Origin of the sequence: Pseudoflavonifractor sp. 60 (assembly GCF_009911645.1) — a bacterium.
GTDB lineage: Bacteria > Bacillota > Clostridia > Oscillospirales > Oscillospiraceae > Lawsonibacter.
The window spans coordinates 55,358-75,744 of the sequence record NZ_QWKI01000030.1 but is presented as its reverse complement, the minus strand read 5'-3'; the positions used below and the strand labels follow the sequence as shown (position 1 = coordinate 75,744).

The 20,387-nt window shown below is 60.9% G+C and carries 18 protein-coding genes; 8 read left to right on the top strand and 10 right to left on the bottom strand.

The genetic code is table 11. The features are described from left to right. The 3 genes from D1646_RS03450 to nhaC form a co-directional block, all read right to left on the bottom strand. On the bottom strand, positions 1–266 hold a 266-nt coding region (locus D1646_RS03450; RefSeq protein ID WP_160635101.1), incomplete at its 3' end, for an aromatic amino acid lyase. Positions 267–374: 108 nt separating this feature from the next. Continuing rightward, positions 375–857, bottom strand: a complete 483-nt coding sequence (locus D1646_RS03445) for a hypothetical protein (RefSeq protein ID WP_160635100.1) — start codon at positions 855–857, stop codon at positions 375–377. A 41-nt stretch (positions 858–898) separates the two neighbouring features. After that, positions 899–2,500 (bottom strand): Na+/H+ antiporter NhaC, encoded by a 1,602-nt coding sequence (gene nhaC / locus D1646_RS03440; RefSeq protein ID WP_160635099.1) that lies wholly within the window; start codon positions 2,498–2,500, stop codon positions 899–901. A gap of 467 nt (positions 2,501–2,967) precedes the next feature. On the opposite strand from nhaC, the gene D1646_RS03435 reads away from it, so the two are divergent. The 3 genes from D1646_RS03435 to D1646_RS03425 all read left to right on the top strand — a co-directional run bounded on the left by D1646_RS03435 (position 2,968) and on the right by D1646_RS03425 (position 7,640). Beyond that, entirely contained in the window at positions 2,968–4,641 is a 1,674-nt protein-coding gene (locus tag D1646_RS03435) for a formate--tetrahydrofolate ligase (RefSeq protein WP_201754531.1), read from the top strand. A gap of 362 nt (positions 4,642–5,003) precedes the next feature. Beyond that, complete coding sequence (locus D1646_RS03430) at positions 5,004–6,398, top strand: AbgT family transporter (RefSeq protein WP_160635098.1); 1,395 nt, start codon at positions 5,004–5,006, stop codon at positions 6,396–6,398. A gap of 66 nt (positions 6,399–6,464) precedes the next feature. Beyond that, on the top strand, positions 6,465–7,640 hold the full coding sequence (locus D1646_RS03425) for a M20 family metallopeptidase (protein WP_160635097.1): 1,176 nt from the start codon (positions 6,465–6,467) through the stop codon (positions 7,638–7,640). Positions 7,641–7,679: 39 nt separating this feature from the next. Here the strand turns inward: D1646_RS03425 and D1646_RS03420 are convergent, their stop codons facing one another. Continuing rightward, positions 7,680–8,297 carry a methyltransferase domain-containing protein gene (locus D1646_RS03420; protein ID WP_201754535.1) on the bottom strand — a complete coding sequence of 206 codons (618 nt, stop codon included), beginning with the start codon at positions 8,295–8,297 and terminating at the stop codon, positions 7,680–7,682. Between the two features lie 99 nt (positions 8,298–8,396). On the opposite strand from D1646_RS03420, the gene rsmI reads away from it, so the two are divergent. The 3 genes from rsmI (at position 8,397) to D1646_RS03405 (ending at position 12,573) form a co-directional block, all read left to right on the top strand. After that, entirely contained in the window at positions 8,397–9,227 is an 831-nt protein-coding gene (rsmI, locus tag D1646_RS03415) for a 16S rRNA (cytidine(1402)-2'-O)-methyltransferase (protein WP_160635095.1), read from the top strand. Positions 9,228–9,294: 67 nt separating this feature from the next. Further along, positions 9,295–10,674 carry a UDP-N-acetylmuramate--L-alanine ligase gene (murC, locus tag D1646_RS03410; RefSeq protein WP_160635094.1) on the top strand — a complete coding sequence of 460 codons (1,380 nt, stop codon included), beginning with the start codon at positions 9,295–9,297 and terminating at the stop codon, positions 10,672–10,674. A gap of 99 nt (positions 10,675–10,773) precedes the next feature. Further along, positions 10,774–12,573: a diguanylate cyclase gene (locus D1646_RS03405; protein ID WP_160635093.1), complete on the top strand. Its 1,800-nt coding sequence runs from the start codon at positions 10,774–10,776 to the stop codon at positions 12,571–12,573. A gap of 129 nt (positions 12,574–12,702) precedes the next feature. Here the strand turns inward: D1646_RS03405 and trxA are convergent, their stop codons facing one another. Both trxA and D1646_RS03395 read right to left on the bottom strand, forming a co-directional pair. Continuing rightward, positions 12,703–13,014 (bottom strand): thioredoxin, encoded by a 312-nt coding sequence (trxA, locus tag D1646_RS03400; protein ID WP_160635092.1) that lies wholly within the window; start codon positions 13,012–13,014, stop codon positions 12,703–12,705. A 24-nt stretch (positions 13,015–13,038) separates the two neighbouring features. Then, positions 13,039–13,878: an FAD-dependent oxidoreductase gene (locus D1646_RS03395; RefSeq protein WP_160635091.1), complete on the bottom strand. Its 840-nt coding sequence runs from the start codon at positions 13,876–13,878 to the stop codon at positions 13,039–13,041. A gap of 331 nt (positions 13,879–14,209) precedes the next feature. On the opposite strand from D1646_RS03395, the gene D1646_RS03390 reads away from it, so the two are divergent. Beyond that, positions 14,210–15,919: a glutamine--tRNA ligase/YqeY domain fusion protein gene (locus D1646_RS03390; protein WP_160635090.1), complete on the top strand. Its 1,710-nt coding sequence runs from the start codon at positions 14,210–14,212 to the stop codon at positions 15,917–15,919. Positions 15,920–15,956: 37 nt separating this feature from the next. Here the strand turns inward: D1646_RS03390 and D1646_RS03385 are convergent, their stop codons facing one another. Together D1646_RS03385 and D1646_RS03380 are read right to left on the bottom strand one after the other, a co-directional pair. Further along, a complete protein-coding gene (locus D1646_RS03385) occupies positions 15,957–16,709 on the bottom strand; it encodes a metallophosphoesterase family protein (RefSeq protein ID WP_160635089.1) in 753 nt (250 codons plus the stop codon). A gap of 66 nt (positions 16,710–16,775) precedes the next feature. Further along, positions 16,776–17,435: a GntR family transcriptional regulator gene (locus tag D1646_RS03380; RefSeq protein ID WP_160635088.1), complete on the bottom strand. Its 660-nt coding sequence runs from the start codon at positions 17,433–17,435 to the stop codon at positions 16,776–16,778. Between the two features lie 225 nt (positions 17,436–17,660). Here D1646_RS03380 and D1646_RS03375 point away from each other — a divergent pair, with 225 nt between their 5' ends. Further along, positions 17,661–18,707 (top strand): transaldolase family protein, encoded by a 1,047-nt coding sequence (locus tag D1646_RS03375; RefSeq protein ID WP_160635087.1) that lies wholly within the window; start codon positions 17,661–17,663, stop codon positions 18,705–18,707. An 84-nt stretch (positions 18,708–18,791) separates the two neighbouring features. Here the strand turns inward: D1646_RS03375 and D1646_RS03370 are convergent, their stop codons facing one another. Beyond that, positions 18,792–19,895: a DUF4179 domain-containing protein gene (locus D1646_RS03370; RefSeq protein WP_160635086.1), complete on the bottom strand. Its 1,104-nt coding sequence runs from the start codon at positions 19,893–19,895 to the stop codon at positions 18,792–18,794. Beyond that, complete coding sequence (locus D1646_RS03365; RefSeq protein WP_347565123.1) at positions 19,888–20,376, bottom strand: RNA polymerase sigma factor; 489 nt, start codon at positions 20,374–20,376, stop codon at positions 19,888–19,890. Before D1646_RS03365 ends, D1646_RS03370 begins: the two co-directional genes overlap by 8 nt. Positions 20,377–20,387: the final 11 nt, after the last annotated feature.

Sequence of the window (20,387 nt, the reverse complement as noted above, 5' to 3'; positions counted from 1 at the left end):
AGGATCAGGTTGGTGGACAGCTGATTGCTCATCTCCTCGGGGACGGCCACCTTCTGGAAGTCGCCGAAGCCGGTGGTGATGCCATAGGCGACCCGGCCCTCGTTGGCAATTTTCTCGGCCAGGGCGCGGGACTTCTGCATGGCCTCCAATGCTGAGGCCGCCAGCTCCACAGAGGCGTGGTACCGGGAGACGGCAACAAAGCTCTCTAACGTCAGGCTGTGGCCGTCCAGGACTACGTGTTTGATGGCGGAAGGATTCATAATCATAGGAGCTTACCTCACTTTTATTGTTATTTTATCCGGCAAAAGGCCGGGAGCTTACCAAATCAAGGGCGGCCCCCAAAGGGCAGGGGTCCCTTCGAGGGCCGCAGATGCTCAGATCCGTTTGCGGGAGAAACCCCGAGGATTGTCGGTTGCTGAGCGTACTGGAATACTTGGATTCTTTTCCCGGGCCAAGATCAGGATTTCCTGGGTGTCCTTCCGGGTAAAGAAGAAGCGTTTGCTGGCGTTGCCCCGCCCGAAGTGGAGGGCAATGAGGTCAGGGTGGTTCCGGTCCTCCACCACAATGGCGTTGATCTCCTCCCAGGGCCAGAAGTTGTAGTTGGTGGTAATTTTCATTTGATAGAAGATCTCCAGCCCCCGCTGGGTCACCGCCACGTCCTTTTTTGTCAGGAGTGTGAGGGTGTAGAGGGCGCCGAAAACCAGGGCGATCTTGAAACGGGTCAAGATGCCGCCCACCAACAGAAGGACCACCATGGCCCAGCAGGTGTAGATGACATAGGGCTTCCGGGGCTTCAGCTCCCGGGGGCTGTAGATTGGACCGGTCAAATCGGCCCAGGGGAGAGATCGTTTGCTCACAGGCGGGTTCCTTTCTTATCAAAACTCGAAAACGGAGTGGATCAGGCGCTGATCTTGGGGGCCTTGCCGGCGGCGCGGCGGGCCTCCAGGTTCTTCACGGCTTTCTCGTGGGCGTCAGCGGGGGCCTGAGCCGGCTTGCCGGCCTTGGTCTTGCCGAAGATGTTGGTGTAGGAGCCGTCAGCCCAGAAGATGTTGCGGCCCAGGAAAGCGGTGATGGTGGCGTAGATGGGATTGAGCAGATTGACGAAGGCGAAGGGGAAGTAGACGAAGGGGCTCATGCCGAACACGCCCTGCTGATAGGCGCCGCAGCCGGTCCAGGGGAACATGGCGGCCCACAGGGTTCCGCAGTCTTCCAGGGTGCGGGACATCATATTGCGGCCCAGGCCCAGCTCGTCGTATTTCTCCACATACAGGGGGGCGGGGACGCCAATGCCCAGGAACTGGTCGCACATGGTGGCGTCGCAGAACAGGGAGGTGGCCATAGTGGCGAAAATCAGGCTGCCTACGGAGTTCAGCTTGTTCTTCAGCTTGCCGAACAGAGCCTCGGTACAGCCGCAGCGCTCCAGGGCGCCGCCGTAGGCCACGGCCAGCAGGATCAGGTTGATGGTCCACATGGTGTGGTCCATGCCGCCCCGGTTGAGCAGGCTGCACACGGTGGTGTAGGCATCGGGGCTGACGTTCATGGCGGCGGCCTCTGCCGCAACAAGGAGCTCGTCGGCGGTGTCGACGCCGAAGCCGTAGCCGTAGTGCAGCATATCAAAGAGAGCGGCCAGGCTGTCCACGCCCTGGAAGATGACGGCGAAGAGGACGCCGGTAAAGATCGAGATGGCGACGCCCACCAGACCGGGCAGCTTCATAATGCAGGCTGCGATGACCACCACAATGGGGACCAGCAGGAAGGGATTGATGTTAAAGCCGGAGGCAATCACGGTCTGGATGTCCTTGGCCACAGTGGGGTCATAGTTGCCGCTGCTGGTGGCCACACCCAGGATGCCGTACAGAACCAGGGAGATGACAAAGGTGGGGGCGGTGGTGGACACCATGGCGGTCACATGGTCAAACAGGCCGGTGCCGGACACGGCGGCGGCCAGGTTGGTGGTGTCGGACAGGGGGGAGAACTTGTCGCCCACATAGGCGCCAGAGATGGCCATGCCAGCGGTGATGGGGGCGGGGATACCCAGACCGGCGCCGATGCCCAGCATGGCGATACCCATGGTGGCGGTGGCGGTCCAGGAGGAGCCGCAGGCCAGGCCTACAATGGCGCACAGGAAGCAGCCCACAGGCAGGAACAGCTGGGGAGTGAGCAGATTCAGCCCGTAGTAAATCAGGGCGGGGATGGTGCCCGACATGAGGAAGGAGGCGACCAGCAGGCCCACCGTACACAGGATCAGGATGGCCTCCATGGTGGCGTTCAGCCGGTCGATCATACCAGCCAGCATGTCAGAGAAGCTGTGGCCGCACATACAGCCCACGATGCAGGCCACCACAATGGACACGGCCAGCGGCATATGGGCATCTACATACAGCTCGTCGGTGAAGTTCAGGCCATAGATCATCAGGCCCATCATCACCACGATAGGGAACAGCGCCTCAACTACGTTGGGCAGCCGTGCGGTGCGGGTTTTGGATTCCTTTGTTGGCATAAATGTACCCCTCTTTCTTAAATATGTTCCTCTTCCGATTTTTGCGGTCCGGCTGGATCTCCTTTTCCGGGAGGATGGTTTTCCAGGAACAGGAGCCCCTCTCCAGCAGGGCCTTGACACATTGATATCATACCACACATAGTCGTTAAAATCAACAAAAAAGTGGCGAAAAAACAAAAGTTACCTGTACAGTATTACAGCTGAACGCTGATGAACTATTTCGCTGATACGATACTGCGCAAAAGAAACCTTGGGAGAGAAGGGATTGACCGGCGGCTTGGAGGCCGGCTTTGAAAAGAGGGGCTGAGACGCTGTTTTACTTTAAGAAAAAAAGCGTTTGTCGCAGAGGGAGAAAAAAATGTGGTTTACGGAATTTGCGTTGTGCGTTATAATGGAGACAGTCAAAGGCCGGGGCACTTCCCGGAGCAGTACAATCAAATTTTATAGAAAGCAGGAGGCCCGCAAAGATGAGCATCAAATCCGATATTGAGATCGCCCAGGAGCACGTCCCTCAGCGCATTACCGAAATTGCCGCCGCCGCCGGCATCGACGAGAAGTACCTGGAGATGTACGGCAGCTACAAGGCTAAGATCGACTGCAAGCTCCTCAACGAGACCGATACCCCCGACGGCAAGCTGATCCTGGTCACCGCCATCACCCCGACCCCCGCCGGGGAGGGCAAGACCACCACCTCTGTTGGCCTGGCCGACGGCCTGCGCAAGCTGGGTAAAAAGGCCACCGTGGCCCTGCGTGAGCCCTCCCTGGGGCCGGTGTTCGGGGTCAAGGGGGGCGCGGCCGGCGGCGGCTACGCCCAGGTGGTGCCCATGGAGGACATCAACCTCCACTTTACCGGCGATTTCCACGCCATCGGCGCGGCCAACAACCTGATGGCCGCCATGCTGGATAACCACATTCAGCAGGGCAATGCCCTGGGCATCGACGTGAAGCAGATCACCTGGAAGCGGGCAGTGGACATGAACGACCGCCAGCTGCGCCACATCATCAACGGCCTGGGCGGCAAGATGCAGGGCGTCCCCCGGGAGGACGGCTTTGAGATCACCGTGGCCAGCGAGATCATGGCAGTGCTGTGCCTGTCCTCCTCCATCACCGACCTGAAGGAGCGGCTGGGCCGGATGATCGTGGCCTATACCTATGACGGCAAACCGGTCACCGCCCACGACCTGAAGGCGGAGGGGGCTATGGCCGCCCTGCTGAAGGATGCGCTGAAGCCCAACCTGGTCCAGACCCTGGAGGGCACCCCCGCCTTCATTCACGGCGGTCCCTTTGCCAACATCGCCCACGGCTGCAACTCCGTGATGGCAACCCGAATGGCCCTGAAGATGGGGGACTACACCGTCACCGAGGCCGGCTTCGCCGCCGACCTGGGGGCTGAGAAGTTCATCGATATCAAATGCCGCAAGTCCGGCCTGACCCCCTCCGCAGTGGTCATTGTGGCCACCGTCCGGGCGCTGAAATACCACGGCGGCGTACCCAAGCCCGAGCTGAACAGCGAGAATCTGGAGGCCCTGGAGAAGGGGCTGCCCAACCTGCTCCAGCACGTGGACAATGTGAAGAATGTCTACGGCCTGCCCTGCGTGGTGGCTATCAACGCCTTCCCCACTGACACCAAGGCCGAGCTGGACCTGGTGGAGCGCAAGTGTAATGAGCTGGGGGTCAACGTGGCCCTGTCCGAGGTATGGGCCAAGGGCGGCGAGGGCGGCATTGCCCTGGCAGAGGAGGTTGTCCGGCTGTGCCAGGAGCCCAACAAGTTCTCCTTCGTCTATGATGAGAAGGCCCCCATTGAGGAGAAGCTGAACACCATTGTGACCCAGGTGTACCACGGCGACAAGGTGGTCCTAACCCCCAACGCCAAAAAGCAGGCCCAGCAGCTCACCGACCTGGGCTTTGGCGATCTGCCCATCTGCATGGCCAAGACTCAGTACTCCTTCTCGGACAACGCGGCCCTGCTGGGAGCGCCCAAGGGCTTTGAGGTCACGGTGCGCAACCTGAAGGTGTGTGCCGGCGCCGGCTTCATTGTGGCCCTCACCGGCGACATTATGACCATGCCCGGTCTGCCCAAGGTCCCCGCCGCCGAGAAGATCGACGTGGACGAGAACGGCAAGATTACCGGTCTGTTCTAAGCGAGACGTTTCGATCCAACATAAAAAACGCCCCCGCTCCCCGGCTTCGGCTAGGGAGCGGGGGCGGCTTTATGGACTCGGAGGAACTAATAATTATTCATACGGCGATGGGCCACAGGGCAGAATGGCTGCCAGGAGCAATGTAAAATACCTCACACAAATGGGAGATATGGCAAAAACACAGGGCTTGTAGGGATTGACAAAGAAAAAAGCCGACGGGAGACTTTTGCATACATTGTGCATAAATTTTCATTTCCCCTCTTGCAATCAGCGCTTTACCGTACTATACTGTTAATAACCCCGCCAGGAGAACATCCCTCAGGCGTGGCAAATGTGGTTTGTAATTGTGGAGGGAAACGACGATGAACGAAAAGAAATTCAAGCTGGCAGTGCCCCATGTGTATATTCTGCTGCTGGCCATCATCCTGATTTGCAGTGTATTGACCTATATCATCCCCGCAGGCGTCTATGACATGGTAGAGATCAACGACCGCACCGTGGTGGACGCGGCCACCTACCACCACGTGGACCCGACCCCAGTCACGCTGATGCAGTTTCTCACCTCGGTCCCACGGGGAATGCAGGAGACCGCTCAGATCATCTTCTTCATCTTTATTGTGGGGGGCGCAATGGCGGTGGTCACCGATACCAAGGCCATTGAAGCCGGAATCGGACGGCTGGTCAAGGCCATGCGGGGGGCGTCCTGGGTCATGCTCCCCCTGGTCACCATACTGATCTCCATCTGCGGGGCGGTGTTCGGCCTGGCGGAGGAGACCATCCCCCTGATCCCCATTTTTGTCTCCATCTGCGTGGCCATGGGATACGACTCCATGACCGGCGCCGCCATTGTGCTGTGCGGAACAGCCGCTGGCTTCACAGGGGCCTTTATCAACCCCTTCACCGTTCAGGTGGCCCAGGGCATTGCGGAGCTGCCCTCCCTGTCCGGCATGGAGTTCCGAATCATGCTCTACATCTTTATGACCCTGCTCACCTCCGGGTATATTCTGTGGTATGCCCTCCGGGTGAAAAAGGACCCCCAGCTGTCCTCCATGCGCGAGTTTGACAGGACCCGAGAGGACACCATGGACCTGGACAATCTCCCCAGCTTCGGGACCCGGGAAGTCATCATTCTGCTGATTTTTGTGGGCTCCGTTGTGCTGCTGGTGGCAGGCGTCCTTCTCTACGGCTGGTATATGGACCAGATTGCCGCCCTGTTTCTGGGTATGTCCATCCTTGTGGGCCTGGTGTCCGGCAAGGGCATGAACCATTACGCCGCCATCCTGGGCAAGGGTATGGCCGATGTGACCACCGGCGCTCTGGTGGTGGGCATCGCCCGGGGCATTCTGGTGGTAATGACCGACGGTCAGATCCTCCACACCGTCCTCCACGCTGTGGCGGGGGTGCTGGGCAGCCTGCCCGCTATGGTGGCCGCCGTGGGGATGTACATCTTCCAGTGCCTGCTCAACTTCTTGGTGCCCTCCGGCTCCGGACAGGCCGCGGTCTCCCTGCCCATCCTGGTCCCCCTGGGCGACCTGGTGGGGGTCTCCCGGCAGACCGCCTGCATCGCCTTCCAGATCGGCGACGGCATCTCCAACATCTTCACCCCCACCTCCGGCTACTTTATGGCCGGCCTGGCTATGGCCAAAATCCCCTGGGCCAAGTGGGCCAAGTGGATCCTGCCCCTCATCGGTCTGCAATATCTGCTGGGCGCGGCCTTTGTCATTGCCGCCCAAATGATGAACCTGGGGCCATTCTAAATAAAATTTCTCTCCCCTTCCCCGCCGGGGGATGGGGAGAGCACATTGTATCATGAGGAGATTATAATGAAGCGCTATGAGGAGTATACATCGCTGATCTGCTCCAAGATCCAGACATACCAGGGGGAGCTGGCCGCCCTCAGCGACCAGATCGCGGACCATCCGGAGCTCTCCGGCCAGGAGTACCAGACCTCCAGGACCATTGTGGAGTTGCTGCGCCGCCACGGCTGGCAGGTGGAGTACCCCTTTGCGGGGCTGGACACCTCCTTCCGGGCGGTGCGGGGAGAAAACCGCCGCAGCCGCAGGGCGGCCCTTCTGGCGGAGTACGACGCCCTGCCCGAAATCGGCCACGCCTGCGGCCACTGCCTGTCGGGCTCCATCACCATTCTTGCGGCGCTGGCGCTGGCGGAGCTCCAGGATCAGCTGGACACCGACATTCACATCGTAGGGACCCCCACAGAGGAGACCGACGGGGCCAAGTGCGGCATGGTGGAGCAGGGAGTCTTTGACGGCTATGACATGGCCATCATGGTCCACCTGTACAACTCCAATCTCATCGCCCCCAAGCTCCAGGGGCTGGCCTCCTACCTCTACCGCTTCCACGGCAGGGCGGCCCACGCCTCCGCCGCCCCCTGGGAGGGGGCCAACGCCTTCAACGCCGCCCAGCTCATGTTCCACGCCGTGGATATGCTGCGCCAGCACAGCAGGCCCGACGCCCAGTTCCATGGCATCATCCGCCACGGCGGCGAGGCCCCCAATATCGTCCCCGAGGAGGTGACGGCGGAGTTCTATATCCGGGCCCTGGACAAACACTACCTCCAGGAGCTGGTGGACAAGGTGGACGACTGCGCCCGGGGGGCGGCCATTGCAACCCAGACCACCTGGGACAAGGTGGCCACCGCCGCCGTCTACGACAATCTCAAGCCCAATCCCGCCGGCGCCGCCGCTCTGAAGGAGGTCTACGCCGAGCTGGGCCTGCCCCTCAACGGCGACCCGGACAAGCTCTTTGGCTCCTCCGACATGGGCAACGTGAGCTTTGCCTGTCCCGGCTTCCACCCCTGTCTTCAGCTGGTGGACCCGGAGGTGGCCATCCACACCCGGGAGTTCGCCGCGGCGGTGAAGACCCCACGGGGACACCAGGCCCTGGCTGATGGGGCCAAAATCATTGCCTTCACCGTTGCCAAGCTCTTCGGGGACGAGGCGCGGTTCCAGGCGATGAAGGCGGATTTTCAGAATCATTAGACTCCAGCAGAGACCGGCCCCCGCCGGTCTCTTTTGCTGTCAGCACTCAATGCTCAGCCCCGGCCTGCCCTGCTTCACCGCCTCCGCCAGGAGGAGGCTGGGGGGATGCCCCGGCCTGTGGGAGACCAGCTTCAAGCGCTTAGGCTCCAGCCCGTGTCCCCGCAGGGCGCACAGCACATCCACCAGCCGCTCCGGACGGTGGCACAGGGCAAACCGCCCCCCGTTCCTCACCAGCCGTCCTGCGGCGGCGCACAGCTGGTCCAGGGTACACAGCTCCTCGCTCCGGGCAGGGCCGCCGCTTTTGCCGCTGTTTGTCGGGAAGTAGGGTGGATTGGAGATCGCCAGGTCAAAGCTGCCAGCGGCCAGGGGCTTCTCCCGCAGGTCCCCGCAGAGGATCGTCCCTGGCAGACCATTGGCCGCCAGATTCTCCCGTGCGGTCCCGGCGGCCAGAGGTGCGATGTCAATGCCGGTGAGGGACAGCTCCTTCTCCCGCCGGGCCAGCAGCAGGAGCAGAGCCCCGCTCCCCGTCCCCAGGTCGCACACCCGCCACCTCCGCTTCACGCTGGCAAACTCTCCCAGGGCCAGCGTGTCGCCCCCCAGGGGAAAGACGCCCTCCGGCCAGGTGAGGGTGTAGGGTCCCAGCTGTTCCTGTTTCATCACGGCGTTGCCTCCCGGTTTTTATAAGAAAAGGATACCACATTTTCCCCGTCTGTGCTATAATATTTCAAACTGACTTTTTTCGCGGAGGTGCGTAAGGTGAGCGGAACTCTCTATTTAGTCCCAACCCCCATCGGCAATCTGGGGGACATCTCCCCGCGTATGGCGGATACTCTGGCTCAGGCGGACTTTATCGCCGCCGAGGACACCCGGGTCACTGTGAAGCTGCTCAACCACCTGGGCATTAAGAAGCCTATGGCCGCCTACCACCGGCACAACACCGAAGCCAGCGGCCGGGCCATTGTGAACCGGCTGCTGGCGGGGGAGAGCTGCGCCCTGGTCACCGACGCAGGCACGCCAGCCATCTCAGACCCCGGGGAGGAACTGGTGTCCCAGTGCGCCCAACTGGGCATTCCGGTGTGCGCTGTCCCCGGTCCCTGCGCACTGGTCACTGCCTTGGCCGTCTCCGGACAGCCCACGGGGCGCTTCACCTTCGAGGGCTTTCTGGCTATGAACAAGAAGAACCGCCGGGCCCATCTGGAGTCCCTCCGCTGGGAACAGCGCACCATGATCTTTTATGAGGCCCCCCACAAGCTGGCTGCGACCCTCCAGGACCTGGCGGACACCTTTGGCGCCGAACGGACTGTCTCCCTGTGCCGGGAGCTGACCAAGCTCCACGAGGAGATTGTCCGCACAACTCTGGGCCAGGCCGCCGCCTGCTATCAGGAGAACACCCCTAAGGGGGAATTTGTGCTGGTGGTCCGGGGGGCGGAGCGGCCCGAGGAGCTGGAGCCAACCCTGGAGGACGGCCTGGTCCTGGTGGAGCGGCTGCGGGAGGAGGGCCTCTCCCTGCGGGACGCGGTGAAGCGGGCGGCTAAGGAGCTGGGGCTGTCCCGGAATCAGCTCTACAATTTGGCGATGGACAGGTAAAAATTCGCACCCATTTGGTGAAAAATGGATAGAATAGAGAAAAAGCAGAATAAAGAGGTGCTGTCCAATGAATGATAATATTGAGAATTATATCCAGCCGGGCAAGCGTGTCCATCTGGTGGGGATCGGCGGCGTGTCCATGGCCCCCCTGGCCGAGGTGCTGAAGGGGAAGGGGGTCACGGTCACCGGCTCTGATATGAGCGAGAGCGCCGCCGTGGCCCATCTCCGGTCTCTGGACATCCCGGTGGTCATCGGTCACCTGCCGGAAAGCGTGGCGGGGGCGGGATGCGTCATCCGAACCGCCGCCGTCCACAACGACAACCCGGAGATCGCCGCCGCCCTGGCGGGGGGCATCCCCGTCTTCGAGCGGGCCCAGGCCTGGGGGGCGCTGATGCGGCACTACAAAAATGCCCTGTGCGTGGCGGGGACCCACGGCAAAACCACTACCACCTCCATGTGTACCCACATCTTTCTTGCTGCCGGACGGGACCCCTCGGTGATGATCGGCGGAACCCTGCCCATCCTGGGAGCGGGGCACCGGGTGGGGCAGGGGGACACCATTATTGCCGAGTCCTGCGAGTACTGCAACTCCTTCCTGTCCTTTGCCCCTACGGTGGCGGTGATTCTCAATGTGGAGGCCGACCATCTGGACTTCTTCCAGGACCTGGAGGACATTGAGCGGTCTTTCCGGCAGTTTGCGGAGCTGATCCCCGCCTCCGGCGGCTATGTGGTGGCTAACTGGGACAACGCCAACGTGCGGAAAACCCTGGCGGGCTTCCAAAAGTCCCTGTTCCGATTCAGTCTGACGGACCACGATGCCCACTGCCGCGCCGAAAATATCACTTGGGAGAACGGCCTGCCTACCTTTAATATTGTGGTCCATGGGGAGAAATACGCCCATGTGTCCCTCCGGGTGGGGGGAGAACACAACCTCTCCAACGCCCTGGCCGCCGCCTCTGCCGCCTATGTGCTGGGAGTGCCGGGCGAGGCGGTGGAAAAGGGGCTGGACGCCTTCACCGGGGCGGGCCGCCGCTTTGAACGGAAGGGGACCTATCATGGAGCCGATGTATACGACGACTACGCCCACCACCCCGACGAGCTGCGGGCTCTGCTCACCACGGCCAAAACTCTGGGCTATGAGCGGGTCCTGTGTGCCTTTCAGCCCCACACCTACTCCCGTACCGCCGCCCTCTTCGACGGCTTTGCCGCCGTGCTGAAGCTGGCCGATATCACGATACTGGCGGATATCTACGCCGCCCGGGAGACCGATACTCTGGGTATGTCCTCCCAGAAGCTGGCGCAGCACATCCCCGGCGCGGAGTATGCGGGCAGTCTGGAGGCCGTGACCGCCCGTCTGGCGGAGCTGGCCCGGCCCGGGGACCTGATCCTCACTGTGGGCGCGGGGGATATAAACCTGGCCGGCGAGGCGCTGGTGACACCTGGTTAGATTTTAAGTTTTTTCCTTCTTTTATCTTTACAAAACATATCTCATGGTGTAAAATAGGAGGGATGACAGGGGCTGTAACAGAACAGAAGGAGGCGGAGTATGACCAAACAAAGTAAACAGACCATGACCTGGTCGGCTGTTCTGCTTACAATATGCGGCGCAATTTTGCTGATTCTCTTAATCGGGATGCTGTTTATCCGCTATCGGGCGGTGGAGACGGAGCTGGACCGGATGCTCAACGAGAGCCTGACCGCCCACACGGTGGAGGCGGGCGACGGCGCTGGCTATCTGATCCACTATGCCGAAACCGCCATGAAAAACGCCAATCTGCTTCTTCAGGAGGAGGCCGCCGTGCCGGAAAAGAGCCTGGCAGAGCTGACGGTGAAAACCTTCAATCTGGTGGACGACCGCATGGAGCTGAGCTATCTGGACGCCGGAGAGCTGACCGCCGCCCCCTGGGGACAGGCGGAACCGGAACTGCTGCGTGCGGTCCAGGCGGGCAACACGGGGATCAGCGGACTCATCTTCCAGCCGGACGAGGAGGAGTATGTGGTGGTGCTCCAGCCGGTGGAGTGGAAGGGGCAGGTATGGGGCGTGCTCCAGACCAAAATCAGCGCCCTCACCCTGCTCCAGCAGGGGCAGCACTCCACTTTCTTCCACAGCGTCCACAGCGTCATCGCCGGGGCGGACGGCCAAGTGGTCTTCGGCGGCGTGACGGGGGGGACAGGCCAGCTCCTGGAGGAGCTCAGCGACGGCAACGACATTACCGATGCGGATAAACAGGCCTTCTCCCAGGTCTATCAGACAAGGGAGTCCGGCTCCTTCAACTACGAGCCCCGGGGCGGCCGGTGCTACGCCGCCTGGGCCCCTATCGGCTATAATGACTGGCGGATTGTGCAGTTTTCCCAGTCCCCCAACGTGCAGATTGAGCGCAGCTCCATGGTGCAGACCGGGGTCATGTTGATTAGCCTGGTGGTGTGTGCTGTACTGGCGGCTATGATCTGGCGTCAGCGGGCCAAGCTGGCGGAGGAGAAGCTGCGCTATGACGCCCTGGCCCAGTTCAAGGATACCCTTCTCTTTGAGTATGACTGTGCCAATGACACCCTGGAATTTACCTCCAACGCCCTGGAAACCCTGGCGCTGGACACTCCTCGTCTGACCGGGGTCATTCAGAACAAAAATATTGCCTCTGTTTTCCATCCGGACGAGATAGAAAAGGTGTGCAAAATTCTTCAGCGGGCATCCCATATGACCCCGGACCAGATTGAACACGACCGCATTCGCATGAAGCGGCGAAATGGGGACTACAGCTGGTACCGCAGTCAATACAGGGCGGTGTATAACCCCAATGGCAAGGTAATTCGGGTTATTGGGACCCTGACCGATATCAGCGCCCAAATCGTGCGGGAGCTGGAGCTGCGCCAGCAGGCCCAGCAGGACCCCCTCACCGGGCTGTACAACCGGGCCGGCGTGAAGCTAATCGACGCCCGTCTGGAGCAGATCTCCCGGGGCATTCTCTTCATGCTGGACCTGGACGACTTCAAATCCATTAACGACACCTACGGCCACGCCGCCGGAGATCAGGTGCTGATTGCCATTGGGAACATTCTGGATGAGACCTTCCGAACCGACGACATTGTGGCCCGGGTGGGCGGCGATGAGTTTGTGGCTTTCCTGTCCGGCTCGGACAACGAGGGTATGGCCCGGGAGAAGGCCCAGGAGCTGCTGGACCGGGTTCATGACCTCAAGATCGAGGGCATCGACCACACCATCAGCGTCAGTATTGGCATCTCCAGCGCCCCCACCCACGGCAGGACTTACGAGAGTCTCAGCTCCGGGGCGGACAAGGCGATGTATAAGATCAAAAACGAGGGGAAGGGCTCCTATTCCATCCTCTGATCCCACAATTATCAGAAAACGCCGGAGGAATTCCAATTCCTCCGGCGTTTTTATGGGAAGCTGCCCATATCCAAACACAAACTGTATCCCATTTGTTCGTCCAATCGGGATACAAGGGGGCTATCGCGCTTATAGGGTTTGCTCCAGGGTCTGGACATAGGAATTGGGGGGCATGACCCCCACCTTGCGGTCAATCTCCTTACCGTCCTTGAAGAAAATGACAGTGGGAATGTTGCTCACCTGATAGGCAATGGCCAGCTCCGCCTCCTCATCGGTATTCACCTTGCCAATGATGGCCTTGCCCTCATACTGCTCCGCCAGGCTCTCGATCACAGGGCCGAGCATCATGCAGGGACCGCACCAGGGGGCCCAAAAATCCACCATCACCAGTTTCTCCCCCTTCAGGGCCTGGTCAAAGCGCTCCTTGTTGAAATGAATCATAAAACATCTTCCTTTCTTTGGTATTTACCCGTCTAAATATGCGCAGGCGGACAGGCCGGCCACATGGCCTTCTCCCACCGCCTTGGCCGCCTGAAGGGGTTCGCCGGTGCAGTCCCCCGCGGCAAAGACCCCAGGAATGTTGGTGGCCATCCGCCGGTCCACCTGGATGACTCCATCCTCTACCGCCAGGGCCGGCAGCAGATCAGTGGGGGCCACCGCCCGTCGCAGGATGAACACCCCGTCGCAGGGGAGCAGGGCTCCGTCCGCCTCCAGGCCGGTGACGGAGCGCTCACCCTTCACGGCCAGCCGCCCCGCTTTCATATAGGGGATGCCCTCCTCCAGCCCCTGGGCCGGTCGGGGGGAGACGTAGACCACCTGGCAGCCCAGGCTGTGGAGGTAGTTGGCCTCCTGGGGGGCGTCGGCGGACAGCCCCACCACCACAACGGGCCGGTTCCGGTAGAGCATCCCGTCACAGGTGGCGCAGTAGCTGACCCCGCGGCCCAGATACTCCCCCTCGCCGGGGTACTTCGCCTGACGCACGACCCCCGGGGCCAGCACCAGCGCCCGGCCCTGGTACACCTGACTGCCCACCGTCACCGAGAAGCCGTTCCAGACCAGCAGGGACAGCGCCTTGCCGGTGACAAACTCAGCCCCCGCTCCCTCTGCGTGGCGATGATATTCCTCCAGAAGCTCCATGCCGGTCCGTCCGGGCAGCCCCAGATAGTTGTCGACCCGCTCCGCCTTGGCCAGCGGGCTGTCCTGCCAGCGGTTCCCGATCACCAGAACGCTCTTGTCCCGCCCTCGGGCCGCCACCGCCGCCGCCAGCCCCGCCGGGCCCGCGCCTAGAACCAGAATATCGTACATTCCCTTTCACCTTCCTTACTCTTCTTTTCTTTTTTGTAAAAAAGAAAAGAAGCAAAAGAAAAAACTTCTGGAAAAAACTCCGCTGCGCTCCGTTTTTTCCCCGCGCTCCCATGCCGGCCCGCCCCGGGAGGAGGACAGGACACAAAACGAAGCTTGCGGAGTTTTGCGCGAAAGTTTCTTTTTCGCTTCCTTTTTTCTTTCCAAAGAAAAAAGGAAGATCGAAGTTATTATATGCTCTTTTTCCAAAAGGAGCAAGGGATTTCAGGAAATACTTGCGCGGAGAGGATTTCTGGTGTAAAATAGACCCATTGACAAAGGAGGAGAGAAGCCCATGTCTGACGAGATCAAAACTGCCGCCGCAGAAGAGGGCGGGACAGAGAGCCAGAATTTTATCCATCAGTTCATCACCGAGGATATTGCTCCCGGGGGGCGCTTTGCCGGGATGCAGGTCCACACCCGTTTTCCCCCCGAGCCCAACGGCTATCTGCACATCGGCCACTGCAAGGCACTGATTATTGACTTCGGCTCCGCTGAGAAGTTCGGCGGCATCTGCAACCTGCGTATGGACGACACCAACCCCGCCAAGGAGGACTCCGAGTTTGTGGACGCCATCCAGGAGGACATCCACTGGCTGGGCTTTGACTGGAGCGACCGGTTCTTCTACGGCAGCGACTACTTCGAGAAGACCTACGAGCTGGCCATTGGTCTCATCAAAAAGGGTCTGGCCTACGTGTGCGAGCTGACCCCCGACCAGTTCAAGGAGTACCGGGGCGACGTAAACACCCCCGCCCGCTCCCCCTGGCGGGACCGCCCGGTGGAGGAGAGTCTGGACCTGTTCCAGCGGATGAAAAACGGCGAGTTCCCCGAGGGCAAGTACACCCTGCGGGCCAAGATCGACCTGGCCAGCGGCAACTTCAATATGCGCGACCCGGTGCTCTACCGCATCCGCTATATTGAGCACCACCGCCAGGGGACCAAGTGGTGTATTTTCCCCATGTACGACTTCGCCCACCCCATTCAGGACGCCCTGGAGGGGATCACCCACTCCCTGTGCTCCCTGGAGTATGAGGACCACCGCCCCCTGTACGACTGGGTCATCAACAACACCGACGTGCCCTCAAAGCCCCGGCAGATTGAGTTTGCCCGGCTGGGCATCAACTATACCGTTATGTCCAAGCGGAAGCTGCGCAAGCTGGTGGAGGAGCACTATGTCTCCGGCTGGGACGACCCCCGTATGCCGACCCTGTGCGGCCTGCGCCGGCGGGGCTACACTCCGGCCTCCATCCGCAATTTCTGCGACCGGATCGGTGTGGCAAAGAACACCTCTACCGTGGAATTTGGCTTCCTGGAGCACTGCCTGCGGGAGGACCTGAACGACCACGCCCAGCGGGTCATGGCGGTGCTGCGGCCTATCAAGCTCACCATCACCAACTACCCCGAGGGCCAGAGCGAGACCTTCCAGGTGGAGAACAACCCCAACGACCCCGCCGCCGGGACCCGGAGCGTCACCTTCTCCCGGAACCTGTATGTGGAGACGGAGGACTTTATGGAGACCCCCATCCCCAAGTACAAGCGGCTGTACCCCGACGGCCCCGAGTGCCGGCTGAAGGGGGCCTACCTCATCAAATGCACAGGCTGCGTCAAGGACCAGGCGGGCAATGTGGTGGAAATTCTGGCCACCTACGACCCCGACTCCAAGGGGGGCAACCCCGCCGACGGCCGGAAGGTGAAGGGGGCCACCATCCACTGGGTCGACGCCGCCACCGCAGTGGACGCCCAGGTGCGGCTGTACGACAACCTCTTCGCCGATGAGAACCCCGACGGCGGCGACAAGGACTTTTTGGAGTGCCTGAATTCCGGCTCTCTGGAGGTGCTGGAGGGCTGCAAGCTGGAGGCATCCCTGGCCGGTGCCCAGAGCACCGACCGCTTCCAGTTCCTGCGGCTGGGCTACTTCTGCGCCGACAGCAGGGACTCCAAGCCGGGCGCACTGGTGTTCAACCGGGCGGTCAGCCTGAAGGACGGCTTCAAGCCGGGCAAATAAATACAAAAACGGCTCCGGGACCCTCCCGGAGCCGTTTTCATGTTCGAATGGGTACAATTTCCTCATAGAGCAGAGTGCAATGCGTCCCCAGCATCCGGTGCTGGTGGTAGTGGCCGAAATACCAGTGCTGGAACCGGCACCGCTGGAATACCTCCTCCAGAAATTCGGTGAGGGCGTCGGGCCGGTACTGTCCCCGGGTCAATTCCTTCTGGAGAAAAGTGGGGGCACAGTGGGTTATGACACAGTCCACCGCCCAGCCCCGGCGCTCCAGATTTTCCCGGGCCGTCTCATACTCCTCCTGACAGGGCAGCTCCTCCTGCCACCAGGTGACCCCGTTGATCCGGTGGGGGATCCCCTGGAGCAGCAGACGGCGATGGGTCTCCTTAAACCGGGGGTCGTCGGGATTCAAGATGCCCCCGGCAATATCATGACTGCTTGCCCCGCCCATAGTGAAAAAGGTAAGCCCTTGGAGGGTATAGATCTGCCCCCGCATCAGGCGCAGGACGGAGGGGCGCAGGCGCTGGATCTGACCGCCCTGCCAGGGCTCTGGAGCAATCTGGGCCAGCAGATGGAAATTCTCGTGGTTTCCATCCACAAAAAGGGTTGTAAAGGGCCGTTCCTCCAGCCAATTCAGCCAGTATTCGTCCTCCGGACCGTTATCCCACAGACCGCCGAAGTCCCCGCAGATGATAACATAGTCCTCCTTGGTCAGGTGGAACTGCTGGGGAAACAGGGCGGGGCGAAAGCGGATAAAGTCCCCGTGGGTGTCTCCTGTGATGAAGATTGCCATATGTATTTCTTGTATTCCTTTCCGCGTAAAGTTTCCCCTCCACGGCGGGACCGAAGGGTATTCCTTTTATTGGTGGTGGGCCAGCAGGATATCCCGGGTTGCCTCCATGTGCCCCATTACGGCCAGATAGGCCCGGGCGCCGGAGGGGTCGCCGGCCACGGCGTCCAGAATGGTCCTGTGCTCCTCATAGGCCTTCTGAAACCGGCCCTCCACCTGAAATGCCTCCCGGGCGATGAAATAGAGCCGGTAGTGGTAGGAGTTGAACAGCTGGCGCAGTTCGGCGTTGCCGGAGAAGTCCACCAGAGCCTGGTGAAACTGGAGGTCGCAGTCCAGAAACGCCTCCATTTCCCCTCCGTCCTGCAAAAACTCTCCCATGGCGGCCTGGGCCTCCTCCATAGCGCGGAGGGTCTCCCGGGCGGCGGCGGTGCTGGGGCTGCGGGAGAGCTGCATGGCACAGAAGCCCTCCACGGCGGTGCGGGCCTGACAGGTCTGCAAAATATCCTCCCGGGACATCTGGTGGAGGCGGAACCCCTTGCTGGGCAGGATATCGATCAGCCGCTCCTGGCTCAGCCGCACCAGGGCGTCCTTCATGGGCGTGCGGGAGATGTTCAGCTCCGCCGCCATTTTGGTCTCGGAGTAGAGCACGCCGGGCTGAAGCTGTCCGGAGAGCACCTGGTCCCGGACGTGGTTGTATGCGGATTCCTGGAGCGGTCTGTATTCCACCATGGCAGCTCACCTCTCATTACAACTCCATTATATCCAAGCCGGGGAGTCGGGTCAACTAAAACCTTTCCCACTTTGACAATCTGGAAATCAGTCAAATCCACCAAAAAGGGGGACCGCAATTTGTGCGGTGTTGGCCTTGACATTTTACCGGTATACCGGTATACTGGTTATAGTGAAATCAATCGGACGCCACACATCCAGGATATAATTGAGGAGGAATCCATTATGAAAGAATCCTATTTTAAGCGCGTACACGCCCAGACGCCCACCCGTATGTGGATCAACAACGTCTCCCGCAGCCAGGCCGACCTGGCCATCGCCGCCGGGGCCACTGGCTGCACTCAGAATCCCGCCTACACCTGGAAGATGATGCAGGACCCCGAGGAGCGGCCCTATGTCATGGAAAAGCTGGCGGAAATCTTGAAGGACGAACCCGACGACACTCAGGCCCTGGTCAAACTCCAGCGGACCCTGGTGGAGGGCATCGCCCAGAAGTTTATGCCCATGTACGAGGCCTCCCACGGCCAGTGCGGCTATGTGAGCATCCAGGGCGACCCCTTCGACGAGACCGAGGAGTCCATCGTCAAGTACGCCAAATACAACACCGCCAATCTGCCCAATATGACTGCCAAAATCCCCGTGGTCCCCGGCGGCATCAAGGCCATCAAAAAGCTGGCCCCGGAGCGGGTCCCCATCAACACCACCGAGATTATGACCATCCGCCAGGCCCTGGATATCGCGGACATCTACGCCGGCGTGTGCGCCAAAATCGACAACCCCGCCCCCATATACTACTCCGTCATCACCGGCATCTACGACCAGTACCTGGCCAAGTATGTCCAGGACAAGGGCATTGACGTCTCCCCCGACGCGGTGTGGCAGGCCGGCCTGGCGGTGGCCAAGAAGACCTATGCCGCCGTAAAGGAGCGCAGCAGCCAAATCCGCTTCATCGGCGGCGGTGCCCGGGGCCTGCACCACTTCACCGAGATGGTGGGGGCCGACTGTGTGGTCACCATCAACTGGAAGGGCACTGCCGACCAGCTGATCGAGCAGGACCCCCCTGTGGTACAGCGCTTCGCCATGCCCATCCCCCAGTCCGTCATCGACGAACTCACCGAGAAGGTGGATGAGTTCCGCCGGGCCTACTACGTCCACGGCATCACCGAGGAGGAGTATGAGGACTACGGCCCCGTGGTGCTCTTCCGCAGCAGCTTTGAGGACGCCTGGAAGAACGCCCTGGCCGAGGTCAAGGCCCAGCGCGCCGCCCAGTAAGTAAAATAACCGCCTGCCCCTCCGTACAAAACGGAAGGGGCAGGCGGTTTTAACCCATTGATTTCAACCCATTGAGAGGTGTATTTACTCCGCCGGGGTCAGACCGTCCAGGGGGATGTCCACGCTGCCCTCTCCAATACGCAGGGTCAGCGTGCCTCCCTGGAGGTCCTCCAAGGAGGTGATCTCGTCCAGCTGGAAGGCGGCATCCAGGTCCCGGTCACTGGATGTACCGCCCAGTTCTGTCAGGGGAATGGTCCGGCCATCTTTTGTGGTCAGCGACATCCGTTCGGTGTTTACCGCCGACACCCAGCGGCTGTAGACCATCCCGTCTGTCTGGGACTGTATCTCCAGCTTCACGGGAACCGACCGCTCCAGCTGAATTTGCAGCGTCATGGGTGACAGATACAGCTGCTTCACCGTAATATCCGCGCTGTCCAGCTGTCCGGCCACCTGGTCCGGCTGGATACTGCGGCCCATATCCTGCCAGGTGATGGGGAACTGGCAGGACCAGTCGCCGGAATAGACGGTGACATATTCCATCCGGTCCAGATCAAAGCGGACCAGGTCCTTGCCGTTCAGGGCCAGACCGCTGATGTTCCAGTCCGGCTGGATGCCCTCGCTCAGCTCTATGCGCAGCAGCAATGTCAAATGGTTGTCCAGCGGGTCTCCGTCGGGCAGCACCTCGGTCTTCCACGCCCAGCTCTGGTTCAGCTCGATGGGCTCACCCGCCTGGTCCAGCAGCTGAGGCATGGACTGTTCCATACCGCCGAAGCCACGGTCAATGCCCTCCTGGTCCTCGTCCATGTCCAGCACTGTCCCCTCGGGGGCGGTGAAATCGGCCAGCGCCAGGACGGTATACCGGTCCATCAGCACCTGGGTCACATGGAGGGCGGCTCCGTTGTCCTCCACCGTCACGTCCACCGGCATAGCGCCGGGAACCAGCAGCTGCGCCTGTTCCGGGCTGGCGCCAAAGTAGTCCAGCAGCCGCTGGTCCAGCCCCGTCACCACGGCGGCGGCGCAGGTGACAATCATCAGCGCGGCGGCAATGGCGATTACAGTCAGTTTTTTCAATTTCTTCACAGAAAACTCCTCCTTTTCCGGCTCCAGAAGGCGGCGCAGCATTGTTTCCTTCTGTGACCGGGAGGGCCGCACCTGGTCAAAGACCCGGTTGAAGTCCCGTTTATCCATACGCTTCCGCCTCCAACAGTTTTTTCAGCTCTTTTCTGCCCTGGACCAGCCAGGTACGGACGGTGGAGGGATTTTTGCCCAAGATCTCCGCCGTCTCCTGGGCGGTGTAGCCCTGACAGTAGTGGAGATACAGCGTCAGCCGGTACTTCTCCGGCAGGCGCAGGACACTCTCCCATATGTCTCCGTCCTCCGGCTGTTCCCAGGTCAGCCCTTGAAAGACCTCTTCGCTCTCCCGGCGGGTCCGCCACCAGTGCTTGAGCTGGTTGCGGCACTCGTTCCGGGCGGTGACGATCAGCCAGGCCCTCTCATGCTCCGGATCACGAAAGGGTTTGGGGTACTCCATCACCTTTCGGAAAACAGTCTGGACTGCGTCCTCTGCGTCGGGTACGTTCTTCATCAGCATCAGACAAATCTGATACACCATGTCCACGTGCCGCTGGTAGAGGCTGGCCACCTCCTCTTGACTGCGAATGGGCTCCACACCGGACGCCT

Coding starts and splice junctions, on each gene's coding strand:
- D1646_RS03430 (WP_160635098.1), top strand. CDS start 5,004: ATGAACGAAAAGAAATTCAAGCTGGCAGTGCCCCATGTGTATATTCTG.
- D1646_RS03375 (WP_160635087.1), top strand. CDS start 17,661: ATGAAAGAATCCTATTTTAAGCGCGTACACGCCCAGACGCCCACCCGT.
- D1646_RS03370 (WP_160635086.1), bottom strand. CDS start 19,895: ATGGATAAACGGGACTTCAACCGGGTCTTTGACCAGGTGCGGCCCTCC.
- trxA (WP_160635092.1), bottom strand. CDS start 13,014: ATGATTCATTTCAACAAGGAGCGCTTTGACCAGGCCCTGAAGGGGGAG.
- D1646_RS03435 (WP_201754531.1), top strand. CDS start 2,968: ATGAGCATCAAATCCGATATTGAGATCGCCCAGGAGCACGTCCCTCAG.
- D1646_RS03390 (WP_160635090.1), top strand. CDS start 14,210: ATGTCTGACGAGATCAAAACTGCCGCCGCAGAAGAGGGCGGGACAGAG.
- nhaC (WP_160635099.1), bottom strand. CDS start 2,500: ATGCCAACAAAGGAATCCAAAACCCGCACCGCACGGCTGCCCAACGTA.
- murC (WP_160635094.1), top strand. CDS start 9,295: ATGAATGATAATATTGAGAATTATATCCAGCCGGGCAAGCGTGTCCAT.
- D1646_RS03420 (WP_201754535.1), bottom strand. CDS start 8,297: ATGAAACAGGAACAGCTGGGACCCTACACCCTCACCTGGCCGGAGGGC.
- D1646_RS03380 (WP_160635088.1), bottom strand. CDS start 17,435: ATGGTGGAATACAGACCGCTCCAGGAATCCGCATACAACCACGTCCGG.
- D1646_RS03385 (WP_160635089.1), bottom strand. CDS start 16,709: ATGGCAATCTTCATCACAGGAGACACCCACGGGGACTTTATCCGCTTT.
- D1646_RS03425 (WP_160635097.1), top strand. CDS start 6,465: ATGAAGCGCTATGAGGAGTATACATCGCTGATCTGCTCCAAGATCCAG.
- D1646_RS03405 (WP_160635093.1), top strand. CDS start 10,774: ATGACCAAACAAAGTAAACAGACCATGACCTGGTCGGCTGTTCTGCTT.
- D1646_RS03395 (WP_160635091.1), bottom strand. CDS start 13,878: ATGTACGATATTCTGGTTCTAGGCGCGGGCCCGGCGGGGCTGGCGGCG.